The organism is Myxococcales bacterium (assembly GCA_016720545.1).
Lineage (GTDB): Bacteria > Myxococcota_A > Polyangia > Polyangiales > Polyangiaceae > JAAFHV01.
In genome coordinates this window covers 14,347-27,362 of sequence record JADKKK010000037.1, presented here as the reverse complement: position 1 = coordinate 27,362, position 13,016 = coordinate 14,347, and the positions used below count along the sequence as shown (strand labels likewise).

Here is a 13,016-nt window from a genome sequence, read left to right as displayed (position 1 = left end):
GGCGCTCAACATCCGCTGGAACAACGACGCCACGCCGGGCACCGCGCCCTGTCAGGTGTCGCTCCGTCGGACATCGACGACGCCTCGCCGATGGCGCTCGAGCCTGCGTGCTGGAAGAGCGGCGCGACCGTGGGCGACACGACGACCTCACGTCACCGCGTTCATCCTGTCGTTGGGCGACCTTCACGACGCGGACGCGGATTGCGGCGGCGTGACGAACGCGCGCTCACCGGCAACGCCACGGCGAAGACCACGGCGATGCTCACGCACATCATCACGGCGGTGAATGTCCCGGTGCTCGCTCGAAGCATGACCTTCACGGTCACGCCGACGGCGGCCTGCTCGGCATCGACGATCTCATGCTCCACGAGGCCCGCCTTCGCTGCGTGCGCAAGGCCTCCTGATTCATCGGAAAGGACTGAACGATCGCGGTCAGGAATTCAACCTCATCAGCTCGGACGCGCAGCGCGCTCGAGGACTTCGCCCAGGGCTTCGCCCTCGCGCTCACGCAGCCCGGGGTCGAGCAGTGGGCGAAGGAAAACGGGCTCTACCGCTCCTCGCGCGCGCTCGGACCACGTACCCCGTCCCCGTCTCGGCGGCCGGTTACGCCGAGTTCAAAGGGCGACGTCAGAGTCCGCGACATCTTCCAGAAGTCGCTCTCGCTCACCCCCGCAAGACCTGGCAGGACGGCGTCGCCGAGCCGCCAGCGTCATCGAGGCGCCGGGCTTCATCGGCTGGACGTCGGAGCCTGCAGCCATCGCGGCGCCGCCTCGGCGCTGCTCAACCAGATCATCGCGGATGCCTCGCGGCAAACGCGACCTGCTGGGACGGCTCGGCCTTCTTCGCTGACGCGCACCCCTTCCAACGTCTTCGACGTCGACGTCGGCACGTACGACAACGACTTCACCGGCGCGGGGACCACGCTCACTGCGGCGAACCTGAAGCTCGCGAAGTCGCGTATGCGCGACATCAAAGCCCCGAACGGGAAGCCGCTCGGGCTGCGCCTGACGCACCTCCTCATCCCGTCCGCGCTCGAGGAGACCAGGACCTGCTCGAGCAGGACATGGTGATCCAGGCGGTCGGCTCCGCACTTCGCGGCGGTCGACAACCGGCACAAGGGGACGGTCAAGATGATCATCTCCGACGAGCTCGCCGACGACGCGCAGTGGTACGGCCTCGGCCTGAACAAGCCCGGCATGGTCCCCTGGATCGTGCAGGACGAAGGCGCGCCCGAGGAGATCCGCTCGGACAAGACGAGCCACCTCTACCAGACGACCCTCAAGGTCGGCGTGGCCTACGTGCTCCGCGGGAACGGCGTCCTCGCCCTCCCGCAGTGCATGCAGCGCTGGGCCGGCGCGGCCTGACCAGGAGCCCCATGAACGACATCGAGGAAACCGAATCGCTCGAGCTCGAGGCCAAGCAGCTCGAGAAGAGCATCGCCGACGCGAAGGCCGCGGGGCAGACGCCCCGCGCCGAAGCGCTCACCGCGCGCCGCGAGCGCGTCCTCGCCCGGCTCCGCGACCTCTGACCCTCTGACCTGACACGTACCTCCCACGTTGCCTTGCCTCGCCTCCTCGTTGAGCGCGGGGCGGTGGCGTTGTGGCACAGGACCTCTACTGCTCGCGTGGCGACGTGACCGACCGGCTCTCGCCGGGCTCGGTGGTGTCGCCCGCTGGCATGTTGGCGTCGTGCCTCGCCTCGACGGACGTGCTCACGTACGACGGCCACGGGCTCGGGACGGATGACGAGGTCACGGTCCGTGCGGCGAGCGCGGGCACCCTGTCGGCCCCCCTCGTGGCCGGCACGGTCTACTACGCGATCCGGCTGTCCAACGCGGAGTTCAAGCTCGCGGCGACGGCCGGCGGCTCGGCGATCAACATCACGAGCAACGGCGTCGAGATGACGGTCATCCGTGAGCCGAAGTTCGATGACGTGATCGAGTTCTGCTCTCGCCTGGCCGACACGTCTCTCCCGGCGCACCTCGTGCCGCTCACCGCGCCGATTCCCCCGCTCGTGCGCGGCTGCGTGGCGGACATGGCCGCCAAGCGCGTCCTGAATGCGAACGGGCAGAACAGCGAGGCGGTGAAGGCCACCGACCTCGAAGCAAAGGCCATCCTCGAGCGCTTTGCCGCGGGCATGCCCCTACGTGGTGGCACCGCGCAGACCCCGACGAACCTCGCCATCACCGCCACGTCTGTCAGCTCCGGCGCGGACCCGCGCGGGTGGGGAAGCGGGCTCCCATGAGCGGCACCGCGAACCTCAAGAAGTTCGCCGCCTCGCTGCGTGGAGCCCCGCGCGTCGTGGGGGCACCGCGGCGGCGCGTGCGCGCCCGTCCTCACGAGCCTCGTGCTCGAGACGTCGCGCTCGAGCGCGGACGCTTACGGCGCCGCCTGGGCACCCGGTGAGAGCGGCCAGGTCGTCACGCTGCGGAAGAGACGGCGCGCTCCTCGACGGCGTCCGGTACGTGGCGATCGGGCAAAAGCTCCGCCTCCGCTCACGACGAAGTGCGCAAATACCAGGTGGGAGGCGCCCGTCGCGCCGCGCAGGGTGCGCCGCTTCCGCCCGCCTACGCCGCTGCCCTCGCCGCCACGGCCGCCCAGGTCATCGGGGAGGCGCTCCGATGATCCACGAGATCGCCCGCGAGCTCCGCACGCTCCTCGAAACCGCCGGCGTCCCCATGCCCGTGGTCGACGGGCCCGAGCGCACCACATCAGCGGTCACCCCGCGCGAGCGCATCGTCGTGGAGCGGCTCCGCGCGCCCGAGCAGATCCTCCCGCCGAAGGGCGCGAACACCCGGAACCCGGTGCACGTCTTCGACCGCAAGCTCGCGGCGAAGATCACGGTCTACGCGCAAGAGCCGCGCGCGGGCGCGCAACACCACGAGCACGTTCGGCGCGCTGACCGCGTCGTCGACTCCGTGCTCGCCGCGCTTCGGCAGGTGCTCGTCGCGCGCAAGAACGGCGCGGAGATCGGCGCCGGTCAGCTCGTCGAGCTCGAGGACACGAAGGGCACGCCGGTGCCGAACTTCGCTGTCTACGAGATCCCGTTCTCCGTCCGCCGCGCCGTCGAGGTTCGCACCTGGGCGGGCTCGGCCGCCGAGGAGGGCGGTGCCTTCACCGCCACGACGGTCGCGAGCACCACGGTCGTCGGCCTCGCGGGCGACCCGACACCACCAACCGAAACCGGATGCGGAGCGTAAAATGCCGACTCGACCCCAAGCAAGCATCTCGATCGCGACGACCGGCGGCGCCTACGCCGGCGGCGATGGCTACGCGGTCATTCTGGCCTGCGTCGGCAAGAACGCCGACGGCGTACCGCGCGTGTTCACCGGGATCACCGCGCTGCTCGAGCAACACGACTACTCGCAGGGCGCGGACCTCGCCGCGCACCTGCTCGCCAAGACGCGGTCGCCCGTCATCTTCGTGCCGCTCCCCATCGTGACCGCGGGCGCGCTGCGCATGCAGCGCTCGACGGGCACGGGGACGAGCATCGTCACCTACAGCGCCTCGACGTACGGCTACCTCGAGGAGGTCGACGCGACCTTGACGGTCACCACGGGCGGCACCATCGGCGCGGGCTCGGGTCCGATCTTTCACCTCCGCTCGATGGCGGGCGCACGACGAAGACGGTGCGCCTCGGCACGGCGAGCACGTACGATCCCCACGTCGGGATCGTCCTGAACTTCAGCGCCGGCACGATGGTCGCGGGCGACACGCTGACGTTTCGTTTCACCGCGCCGAAGTGGGACAACGCGGGCCTTACCGCCGCGCGCACGGCCTCGCCGCGCAGCAGAAGGCGAGCCGCTCCTGGAACGTCGTCGGCGACCTCGCGAACAGCACCGAGGCCGGCTACGTCACGACGATCACGAACGCGTACGAGACCACGAACAAGCGGTTCGTGTACGCGCGCACGAACGTCCGCGACGGCGGCACGCCGAGCATGCTGGCCAAGTCGAGCGGCGTGAAGCGCTGGGTGAAGATCACCGCGGCCGAGACGCTCACGTTCGCCGAGGTCGGCGCGACCGACGACACCATCACGCGCTCGGTCGGGTCGTTCGTCGACGACGGGCTCGCCGTGGGCGACGTCGTGACGGTGGCCGGCACCGCGCTCAACAACGTGACCGGGCGAATCAAGACCCTCACCGCGACGGTGCTCACCTTCGACGCGACCGACCTCGCCGCCGAGGTCACCGCGGCCGGCGTCGGCTCGATCGTCGCGTCGAACGGCTTCATCTTCGCCGAGGTGGGCGGCACCGGCGACACGATCACCCGCAACGCGGGCTCGTTCGTGACCGAGGGTTTCGCGGTTGGCGACGTCGTCACCATCGCCGGGACGGGGTCGAACAACGTCACCACCGACGCGCTCGCCGCCGTGTCAGCGCGACGGTCCTCACGCTCGGCGCGACCGACCTCGTCGCGGAAGAGATCGGCTCGCACAACGTCACGATCGTCAAGGTGCTGTCGAAGGCGGCCGACGTGTCCCTCGCGGATGCGGCGTTCGCCTCGGTCGACGCGCAGAAGCGCATCGACCTCGGCTACGGGCGGGCCCGCGTGGTCTCGCCGATCACGCTCTGGGAGTTCCGCCGCCCGGCTGCGTGGCACGTGGCCGTTCGCGAGTACCAACACGCGCTCCACGTCGCGTCGTGGCAGAACGACCTCGGCCCGCTCGACGGCGTCGACCTCGAGAACACCGACAAGCAGATCGTCGAGTACGACGAGCGCGTCGACGGCGGGGCCCTCGCCGCGCGGTTCACGTGCCTCACGACGTCCGACAACGGGCCGAACGGCACCTACGTCGCGATGGCACTCACCCGCGCGACGGACGGCGACGTGCTGGCCTACACGCACAACATGGCCGTCACGAACAAATTCTGTTCGATCGTCCAGGCCGAGACCACGCGCATGATCGGCAAGACGCCGGTCCTCAACGCGGACGGCACGGCGACGGAGAGCGAGCTCAAACTCCTCGAGGCGCGCATCAACCAGGCGCTCACCGAAGGGCTGCTGAGCCCCGGCAGCGAGGGCCAGAACGCCAGCTCGGCGACGTGGGTAGCGAGCCGCGCCGACGACCTCCGCGGCACCGGGAAGACGCTGCACGGGAGCGGCCCCCTTGGCCTGCGCGGCACCATCACGAACGTCGACACGGCCGTCGTCGTCACCTGAACGGAGCACTGAGCCATGGCAAACGAAGCATTCCCGATCACGGACGACGAGGAGATCTCCTGGGCTGACATCTCCGTCGTGCTCTCCCTCTACCAGTCGGTGACGATCGACATCGCCGACGTCGAGGGCATCAAGTGCGGCGGCAAGATCGAGACGGGGTTCTCCTTCGGCACGAGCGGCGGGCGCGTCATGAAAGAGACGCGCGGCAAGGCCTCTCACGAGGGCTCGGGCACGTTCTCGATGAGCGCCGTGGACCGCATCGAGTCGGCCCTTGCGACGGTCGCGCCGAGCCGCGGCGGCGTGAAGCTGATCTCCGTACCGAAGTTCTCGATCGTCATCCAGCACAAGACGCTGTCGCAGCCGACTCAGGTCTACCAGACCGAGATGCTCGGCTGTCGCTGGCGGTCCTTCACGATGGACAACAAAGAGGGCAGCGAGGCGCTCTTCATCGAGGTCGACCTCGGACCCACGAGCGTCATCAAGACGCTCAAGAACGGCACGCGCGTCGCGCTCCTCTGACGAGCGCGCGGAAGGACTGACCCATGAGCGACGAGAAGAAAAAGACCAAGCTCGAGCTGCTTCAGGAGCGCCGCGAAGCGCTCCGCGCCGAGGACGAGAAGCTCGAGGCCGAGCAGGCAGAGATCGACTTCGCCGCGCTCGTGGATCTCGAGGAAGAGCACGGCTTCGGGTCGGTGCGCGCCATCCGGTTCGCGGGGTCCTACAAGCGCGGGACCCCGACGATGGCGATCGTCATCGCGCCCGAGCGCGCGCATTATCGCGAGTATTTGAAGGCCGTCCGCACGGCGAAAAACGACACCGTGCGGGGCGAGGCGGGCGAGCGGCTCGGCGAGTCCTGCATGCTCTACCCGCCCCCCGATTCGGAGATGCGAAGCGCGCTGCTTGCCGCGCGCCCCGGCGTCTACGTCGTGGCCGGCATCGAGGTCGCGCGGCTCGCGGAGGGTGCCGCCGGGGAGGAAAAAAAAGGCTGAGGGCGCGGATCGCCGCGGCTCAGTCGAGCGCGGCGGTCTTCGGCGACTGCATCGTCACCCTGGCCCGCGTCGCGGGGGGCGGCGAGGCAGACGAGGAGAGCGAGCGGGACATGCGCGCGGGCGCCTTCGTGATCGCAGAGATCGCGCTTCTGCATCGGCAGTCGCTCACGGGCGGCGGCGAGCGGCAACCGAGACGACGGCGGAGGTAGAGCGGTGGCGGACGGCACGACGTACGAGATCGACATCCCGGTAGACGGCTCCCAAGCCGTCGCCGCGGCGTCGACGCTCGACTCGCTGGCGCAGGCGCTCGACCGCGCGCGCGCCGCCAGCACCGCCGCTGCGTCGGCCGTGGCGGCGGGACAGGCGGCCTATGCCGGCGCCGAGACGGCGGCCATGAAGGCGGCCGCGGCGGCCGAGCGTCTCGGCGTGGCGGCGACCGCGCAGCAGGGCAAGCTCGCGGCGGCCCTCGAGACGGGCGACACGACGAAGATCGAGGCGGCTGCGACGAAGCTCGCCGACCTCGAGGCGCGCCAGGCGGCGGCCGCGGCGACGAGCTCGGCGGCGGCGGCGGCGCTCGCAGAGCAGGCGGCGAACCTCGACGCGCTGCAGGTCGCGGCCACGTCGGCAGCCGACGCGGAGGCCGGGCTCGCGCGCCAACTCGACGCGGCGACGCAGGCCGAGGAGGCGAACGCGCTCGCCGCCAAGAAGACGGAGCAAGCCACGGCCGCGGCAGGGAAGGCCGCGGCCGGCGGCGGCGTGAAGCTCGGCGAGCTCGAGGGCGCCATGGCCAAGCTCGGCGGGCCGGCGGGCATGGTCGGGCAGAAGATCGCGGGCGTCGGCGAGGCGTTCCGCAAGCTCGCCGCGCTCGGCCCCGCCGGGATCTTCGTCGGCCTCGCGGTGGCGACGATCGCCGTGGTCGCGGGCCTCGCGATGGCGACGGTTGGCCTGCTCAAGTTCGGCCTCGCGAACGCGGACGCGGCGCGCACCTCGGCGCTTCTTTCGCAGGGCATCGCGGGCAGCGTCGCGGGAGGCGCGCAGCTCGACGCGACGATCTCCTCGCTCGGCTCGCGGGTCCCCATTGCGGCCGACGAGCTGCGCAACATGGCCTCGACGCTGGCCAAGACGGGGCTCAAGGGAGACGAGCTCTCCGCCGCGCTCGAGACGGCCGCGACGAAGGCCGCAAAGCTCAAGTTCGGCCCCGACTTCGCGAAGGCGATGCTCTCGGCTGACTTCCAGTCGCAGCGCCTCAAGGCGAACGTCGGGAAGATCTTCGGCGGGCTGAAGATCGAAGGGCTCCTGACGGCGCTGTCGAAGGTGGGCGCGCTGTTCGAGGAGGACTCTGCCGCGGCGAAGGGCATCAAGGCGATCTTCGAGTCGTTCTTTCAGCCGCTCGTGGACGGCATGACGAACGCGGTGCCGCGGTTCATCGCCGGGTTCCTGCAGTTCGAGATCTGGGCGCTCAAGGGGCTCATCGCTGTGCAGAAATACCAGCCGATTTTCAACGTCGTCGGCGCCGTGATCATGGGCTGGATGTCCAGCATTGGGCAGTCGTTCGGGTTCGCCTACGACATCATCGCGGGCACGGCCTCGGGCCTCGTCGCGCTTGGCACTCTCGGCGGAGCCGCACTGGCCGGCCTCTCGAGCGCGGCGCTGAGCGTGCGCACGTTCCTGCAGAGCATCAACCTCGCGGAGATCGGGCTCGCGATGGTGACCGGGCTCGCGTCAGGCATCACGGCTGGCGGCGCGGCAGTCGTTGGCGCGGTGACGGGCATCGCCTCAGGCGCCGTCGCGGCAGCAAAGGCCGCGCTCCAGATCAAGAGCCCGTCGAAGGTCTTCGCGGAGATCGGCGGCTATACCTCGGAAGGCATGGCCCAGGGCGTCGACGACGGCGCCGACGCGGTGCAGGGGTCGCTCGAGGCGATGGTCGCGCCGCCCGCCGTGGACGGCGCAGCGCCCGCTGCAGGCGGCGCGCCGGCCAGTGCGAGCGGGGGCATGATGGTCACGATCGGCCTGGCTCGGCATTTTCCAGGTCGAGGAGCGGCGCTGAGGGCGGCAAGAAGGCCTTCGCCGAGTTCCTCGACCTCATCGAAGGGCTCGCTCAGCAGGGCGGCGGGATGGTGCCAAGTGCCTAACCCCATCGACGATCCGGACCTCTACGACCACGTGGAGCTCGGCGGCGTGCAGTCGCCCGGCATCGTCACGATCACGGGTCACGACCGCAAGATCGGGTGGGACATCAAGAAGGGCTCGGGGCAGAGCGGCGCGACGACGACGCGCTCGAGCGACGACCCCACCGAGTTCACGTGCTCGTTCTACCTGGCCGACGAGGAGGACTTCGCGCAGTGGCCGACGTTCCTCGCGACGGTCAACTCGACGGTGAGCGGGCAGACGCCGACGGCGCTCGACATCTATCACCCCGACCTCGCCGAGAACGACATCAAGGCCGTCGTCAAGGCGACCGTCTCGGGCTCCGTGCACGACGGCAAGGGTGGCGTGACGAAGGTCGTCAAGTTCCTCGAGTACCGCCCGCCGCGCCCCGCGAAGGGCTCGCCGAAGGGCTCGAAGGCGGGGGCCGCGACGAAAGCTCCCGACCCGAACCAGGCCGCGCTCGACGAGATCGCGAAGCTCACCAAGCAGTACCAAGAGACGCCGTGGGGGAAGCCCGCATGATTCACCACGCCGACGTGCTCGACGCTCTTCGCGCGATGCCTGACAACTCGTTCCACGGGTGCCTCACGGACCCGCCGTATGGCCTCTCGTTCATGGGCCATCAATGGGATCACGGCGTGCCCTCCGCGGAGGTCTGGCGCGAGGTGCTGCGCGTGCTTCGGCCCGGCGCGGCCCTGCTCGCGTTCGGCGGGACGCGGACCTTTCACCGGCTGACCTGCGCAATCGAAGACGCAGGCTTTGAGGTCAGAGATTGCCTCATGTGGCTCTACGGGTCGGGATTCCCGAAGTCGCAAACGTGAGCAAGGCGATTGACCGGGAGGCCGGTGCGGTGCGGGAGGTGGTGGGCGAGTACAGGATGCCAATGGACTCAACGGCGCCAGGGCGCGAGCCGTCTCAGGGCCTTGGGTATGGGAGCGGCGCAGCGTCTTGCGTGGGCCGACCAATCACCGCCCCTGCCACCGAAGCCGCGCGCCAATGGGAAGGCCACGGCACCGCGCTCAAGCCCGCGTGGGAGCCCATCATTCTCGCCCGCAAGCCGCTCGAGGGCACCGTCGCGGCGAACGTCCAGCGGTGGGGCTGCGGCGCGCTGGCGATTGATGCGAGCAGGGTGGGGACGACCGCAGATGAGCGGCAGGTCATCGACCGCCGTAGCGGGGCCGGACGCGGGGCCATGTTCACGCACATGGGGCGCGATGAGGGCGAGCGTTTCACGTCGAGCCCCCTCGGTCGCTGGCCGGCAAACGTGATCCTCTCCCACTCTCCGGAGTGCGTCGAGGTTGGCACTCGCGAGGTTGTGAACCGTGGCGGCAATCGAGGCACGAATCCCAACGCCGGCTACAACGGCGGGCTAAAGGGCGATGGCGAGGACATTGGTATCGGCGAGACCAAGGCCGGCACGAAGTACATGCGGGCCGAAACGGTGACGAAGTTCAACTGCGCTCCGGGGTGTCCGGTGGCGGCGCTGGATGCGCAGAGCGGGAATCGGCCCTCGACGCTCACGGGCCGAGCCGACCCTACCAAGGCACACGCCCATCCAGCCGACCCGTCAAAGCGACGAGGGAGCATGTTCGGCAACGAGTCCGCGCAGGCCAGCGTCTACGCCGACTCCGGCGGCGCCTCCCGCTTCTTCTACTGTACGAAGGCGAGCAAGGCCGAGCGAGGCGAGGGCAACGTACACCCCACGGTGAAGCCGCTCGCCCTGGCGACCTACCTCGCGCGGCTCATCCTGCCGCCCGTCGAAGGCGCGCGGCTGCTCGTGCCGTTCTGCGGCTCCGGCTCCGAGATGCTCGGCGGCACGCGCGCGGGATGGTCCCACGTCGAGGGCATCGACGCGTGGGACGTGGCCGTCGACATCGCACGGGCGAGGACTGCATGACTGCGACCCTCAACAGCATCCTGGCCACGTCCGCGCGCGTGTACCTGCCCGCGTGGGGCGTGTGGTACGCCGAGGTCGACCTCGACGGCGAGCACACGCTCACGGGCGCGGCGACGGTGGAGGTCGCCGACCTCACCCTGCAGGGCACGATCCTCTCGGGCGGCCCGGAGAACGGCCGCTCGCACTTCCGCGTCGTCGGCGGCAAGGGCGGCTGGGGGCAGACCATCGCGGCGAAGGGCTACGCCAACGACGCCGGGGTGAAAGCCTCGACGGTGCTCCTCGACGCGGCCGACGCGTGCGGCGAGACCATCCTGGCGAGCACCCTGCCGACGACGCGCCCGGGGCCGTCCTGGGCCCGTCCCGAGGCGCGAGCGCGCGCCGTGCTCGAGCTGCTCGTGCCGCGCGGGTGGTACGTGGGCGAGGACGGGATCACGCGCATCGGCGCGCGCGCCGCCGGCGAGCTGCCCGCGGGCGTGACGCACGGCCCGGTCGACCACGCGCGCGGGTGCGTGGAGCTCGCGTCGGAGTCGATCGCGACCATCCTCCCGGGGATCGTCGTCGACGGCCTCACCGCGGTGGACGTGCTGCACGAAGCGACGCCGGCCGGGCTGCGCTCGACGGTGCACGGCGATCGCGGGGGGAGTTCGCGCGCGCTCGATGCGTTCCGCGCGATCGTCGACCAGCTCGACCCCGACCGCGCCTTCCGCGGGCAGAGTGAATACCGCGTGACGTCGCGCTCCGGCGATCGTGTGGGCCTCGAGCCGGTGCGCGTCTCGACGGGCATGCCCGAGCTCACGCGCGTGGTCGCGCGCCCGGGGCTCCCCGGGTGCAAGGGCGGCGCGGCGATCGGGTCGCGCGTGCTCGTGGCCTTCGCCGACAGCTCGCCGGCGCGGCCGTACGTGTGCGCGTACGAGGACGCGGACGGGTCCGGCTTCGTGCCCACGACGCTGGTGCTCGACGCGTCCTCGAGCATCAAGCTCGGGGACGGCGCCACGAAGGGCGTGGCGCGGGACGGCGACGACGTCTGTCTCGGCTACTTCTGCGGGGACCCGACGACGAACATCATCTATCGCTCGCCGCCCGAGCTCGGGCCGCTGCTGACCGTGTATCTCCCCTGGTGGAAGGTGACTGCGGTGGCTGACGTGCAGTGGTGCACGGCCACGAACCCGCGACGCCGACCGTTCCGCCCCCGCCGGGAACTCCGGGCACGGCATTGATGGGCATCATCAGCGAGGCCTCGAGCCTGGTGAAGTGCGAATGACCACTACGTACTTCGGTTACGATATTTCCTGCACGACCGGCCTCAAGACCGGGCGCTTCGTCTCGGGCGTGGAGCTCGTCGCGCAGGCGTATTACCGGCGACTGACGACGACGCGCGGCACGCTCCTCGGCGGGCCCGAAGAGCAAAACTACGGTCTCAACCTCATGAGCCTAGTCGGCAGCGCGGCCACGCCGAGCTTTGCCGCCTCGCTCCCCGGCAAGATCGAAAACGAGCTGATGAAGGACCCGCGCACCGAGTCGGTGAGCGCCACCGTGGTCAGCGTGACCGCCGGCCCAGCGGTCACCTACACGATCAGCATCGCCGCGAAGACGACGCTGGGGCCGTTCACCCTCGTGCTCGCGGTGTCCGCGGTGAGCGCCGAAATCCTGGGGATCCAATGACCATCTCGCTTGCCTCGCTCATCCTCGAAGAGACCCGCGCGGCGATCTACAACTACGCGCTGGGCATCGCGACGAGCATCGGGCTCCCCGTCACGTCGTGGCAGGTGGGCGACCCCACGCGCAGCCTCTATCACGTGCTCTCGGCGAAGCTCGAGGCGCTCGAGGCGAACGTGGCTGGGTACATCCGCAGCGGCTTCCTCGACCACTCCGAGGACGTGTGGCTCAAGGTGAACGCCGAGCAGACGTACGGCGTGATCGTGCCCGATCCGACGTACGCCGAAACGACGGTCACGCTGACCAACGGCTCGACGACGAACGAGTACATCATCGACGCGGGAGACCTGACCTTCGCGTCCTCGATCACAGGCAAGACGTACCGGAACACCACGGGCGGGACGCTCGCGCTCGGCCCCGCGACCACGCTCGCCGTGACGGTGGTGGCCGACGAGGCGGGCTCGGGCAGCTCGGCGGGCGCAGCCGAGATCACGCGCCTGGTGACCGCGCTGGACGGCGTGACGTGCACGAACGCGACGGCCGCCGTGGGCATCGACGAGCAGGACGCGAGCGTCACGAAACAGCAGTGCAAGGACATGCAGGACGCCACGAGCCCGGACGGCGCGCGCGGTGCATATGCCTACTTCGCGCGGAATCCCGACTACGGCGGCACGTCGGCGATCACGCGCGTTCGGACCTACGGCGACAGCACCACAGGGGTCGTGACCGTGTATCTTGCGGGGCCCTCCGGCGGCTCCTCGGCGGCCGACGTCGCCCTTGCGCAGCTCGCGATCGTCACGTGGTGCCTCCCGCTCTGCATCACCCTCGTGGCGTCGGCGGCGTCGAACGTCACGATCGCGGTCACGTACGAGCTTTGGCTCTACAAGTCGTGCAACAAAACCGTCGCCGAGGTGCGCACGACGGTCGAGACCGCGCTCGGGGTGCTCTTCTCGGCGCGCCCCATCGGCGGCGACGTCGTTGCGCCCGCGACGACCGGCAAGATCTACCAGTCCGACATCCTGGCCACGATCGTGAAGGCCATCCCCGAGGGCTTCCGCGCGTCGGTGACCGTCCCGAGCGGGGACACGTCGCTCACCAACGGCCAAGTCGCAGTGCTCGGCACCGTGACGGGGACTATCCACCTCGAGGACGACCCGGTCTGAT

Annotated in this window: 17 protein-coding genes; 15 read left to right on the top strand and 2 right to left on the bottom strand. The window is 70.1% G+C overall.

Annotated elements, in window-relative coordinates:
- Positions 1-161: 161 nt before the first annotated feature.
- Positions 162-368, bottom strand: coding sequence for a hypothetical protein (locus IPQ09_30945; GenBank protein ID MBL0198560.1), 207 nt, complete (start codon positions 366-368; stop codon positions 162-164).
- Between the two features lie 57 nt (positions 369-425).
- Here IPQ09_30945 and IPQ09_30940 point away from each other — a divergent pair, with 57 nt between their 5' ends.
- From IPQ09_30940 to IPQ09_30915, 6 genes are all read left to right on the top strand, one after another.
- Complete coding sequence (locus IPQ09_30940; GenBank protein ID MBL0198559.1) at positions 426-1,070, top strand: Mu-like prophage major head subunit gpT family protein; 645 nt, start codon at positions 426-428, stop codon at positions 1,068-1,070.
- Positions 1,071-1,130: 60 nt separating this feature from the next.
- Positions 1,131-1,364, top strand: coding sequence for a hypothetical protein (locus IPQ09_30935; protein ID MBL0198558.1), 234 nt, complete (start codon positions 1,131-1,133; stop codon positions 1,362-1,364).
- A gap of 11 nt (positions 1,365-1,375) precedes the next feature.
- On the top strand, positions 1,376-1,528 hold the full coding sequence (locus tag IPQ09_30930; protein MBL0198557.1) for a hypothetical protein: 153 nt from the start codon (positions 1,376-1,378) through the stop codon (positions 1,526-1,528).
- 71 nt (positions 1,529-1,599) lie between these two features.
- Positions 1,600-2,244, top strand: a complete 645-nt coding sequence (locus IPQ09_30925) for a hypothetical protein (protein MBL0198556.1) — start codon at positions 1,600-1,602, stop codon at positions 2,242-2,244.
- 376 nt (positions 2,245-2,620) lie between these two features.
- Positions 2,621-3,199, top strand: a complete 579-nt coding sequence (locus IPQ09_30920) for a hypothetical protein (GenBank protein MBL0198555.1) — start codon at positions 2,621-2,623, stop codon at positions 3,197-3,199.
- Between the two features lies 1 nt (position 3,200).
- Positions 3,201-3,680, top strand: coding sequence for a hypothetical protein (locus IPQ09_30915; protein MBL0198554.1), 480 nt, complete (start codon positions 3,201-3,203; stop codon positions 3,678-3,680).
- Between the two features lie 168 nt (positions 3,681-3,848).
- Here the strand turns inward: IPQ09_30915 and IPQ09_30910 are convergent, their stop codons facing one another.
- On the bottom strand, positions 3,849-4,436 hold the full coding sequence (locus IPQ09_30910; protein ID MBL0198553.1) for a hypothetical protein: 588 nt from the start codon (positions 4,434-4,436) through the stop codon (positions 3,849-3,851).
- 18 nt (positions 4,437-4,454) lie between these two features.
- Here IPQ09_30910 and IPQ09_30905 point away from each other — a divergent pair, with 18 nt between their 5' ends.
- The 9 genes from IPQ09_30905 to IPQ09_30865 all read left to right on the top strand — a co-directional run bounded on the left by IPQ09_30905 (position 4,455) and on the right by IPQ09_30865 (position 13,015).
- The gene (locus tag IPQ09_30905; GenBank protein MBL0198552.1) at positions 4,455-5,162 is read left to right on the top strand and encodes a hypothetical protein; all 708 of its coding nucleotides are present in this window, start codon (positions 4,455-4,457) and stop codon (positions 5,160-5,162) included.
- Positions 5,163-5,177: 15 nt separating this feature from the next.
- Positions 5,178-5,681, top strand: a complete 504-nt coding sequence (locus IPQ09_30900; protein MBL0198551.1) for a hypothetical protein — start codon at positions 5,178-5,180, stop codon at positions 5,679-5,681.
- 23 nt (positions 5,682-5,704) lie between these two features.
- Entirely contained in the window at positions 5,705-6,151 is a 447-nt protein-coding gene (locus IPQ09_30895; protein MBL0198550.1) for a hypothetical protein, read from the top strand.
- 213 nt (positions 6,152-6,364) lie between these two features.
- Positions 6,365-8,821 carry a hypothetical protein gene (locus IPQ09_30890; GenBank protein MBL0198549.1) on the top strand — a complete coding sequence of 819 codons (2,457 nt, stop codon included), beginning with the start codon at positions 6,365-6,367 and terminating at the stop codon, positions 8,819-8,821.
- A complete protein-coding gene (locus IPQ09_30885; GenBank protein MBL0198548.1) occupies positions 8,818-9,120 on the top strand; it encodes a site-specific DNA-methyltransferase in 303 nt (100 codons plus the stop codon). The genes IPQ09_30890 and IPQ09_30885 overlap by 4 nt, the downstream gene beginning before the upstream one ends.
- A 131-nt stretch (positions 9,121-9,251) precedes the next feature.
- Complete coding sequence (locus IPQ09_30880; GenBank protein ID MBL0198547.1) at positions 9,252-10,196, top strand: hypothetical protein; 945 nt, start codon at positions 9,252-9,254, stop codon at positions 10,194-10,196.
- Positions 10,193-11,413 (top strand): hypothetical protein, encoded by a 1,221-nt coding sequence (locus tag IPQ09_30875; GenBank protein MBL0198546.1) that lies wholly within the window; start codon positions 10,193-10,195, stop codon positions 11,411-11,413. Before IPQ09_30880 ends, IPQ09_30875 begins: the two co-directional genes overlap by 4 nt.
- Before the next feature lie 40 nt (positions 11,414-11,453).
- Complete coding sequence (locus IPQ09_30870) at positions 11,454-11,858, top strand: hypothetical protein (protein ID MBL0198545.1); 405 nt, start codon at positions 11,454-11,456, stop codon at positions 11,856-11,858.
- Positions 11,855-13,015: a hypothetical protein gene (locus IPQ09_30865; GenBank protein MBL0198544.1), complete on the top strand. Its 1,161-nt coding sequence runs from the start codon at positions 11,855-11,857 to the stop codon at positions 13,013-13,015. The genes IPQ09_30870 and IPQ09_30865 overlap by 4 nt, the downstream gene beginning before the upstream one ends.
- Position 13,016: the final 1 nt, after the last annotated feature.

Bases quoted from the DNA above. Each gene is read 5' to 3' on its own strand.
- IPQ09_30865 (MBL0198544.1), top strand. From the start codon at position 11,855: ATGACCATCTCGCTTGCCTCGCTCATCCTCGAAGAGACCCGCGCGGCG.
- IPQ09_30895 (MBL0198550.1), top strand. From the start codon at position 5,705: ATGAGCGACGAGAAGAAAAAGACCAAGCTCGAGCTGCTTCAGGAGCGC.
- IPQ09_30875 (MBL0198546.1), top strand. From the start codon at position 10,193: ATGACTGCGACCCTCAACAGCATCCTGGCCACGTCCGCGCGCGTGTAC.
- IPQ09_30930 (MBL0198557.1), top strand. From the start codon at position 1,376: ATGAACGACATCGAGGAAACCGAATCGCTCGAGCTCGAGGCCAAGCAG.
- IPQ09_30885 (MBL0198548.1), top strand. From the start codon at position 8,818: ATGATTCACCACGCCGACGTGCTCGACGCTCTTCGCGCGATGCCTGAC.
- IPQ09_30920 (MBL0198555.1), top strand. From the start codon at position 2,621: ATGATCCACGAGATCGCCCGCGAGCTCCGCACGCTCCTCGAAACCGCC.
- IPQ09_30870 (MBL0198545.1), top strand. From the start codon at position 11,454: ATGACCACTACGTACTTCGGTTACGATATTTCCTGCACGACCGGCCTC.
- IPQ09_30900 (MBL0198551.1), top strand. From the start codon at position 5,178: ATGGCAAACGAAGCATTCCCGATCACGGACGACGAGGAGATCTCCTGG.
- IPQ09_30915 (MBL0198554.1), top strand. From the start codon at position 3,201: ATGCCGACTCGACCCCAAGCAAGCATCTCGATCGCGACGACCGGCGGC.
- IPQ09_30935 (MBL0198558.1), top strand. From the start codon at position 1,131: ATGATCATCTCCGACGAGCTCGCCGACGACGCGCAGTGGTACGGCCTC.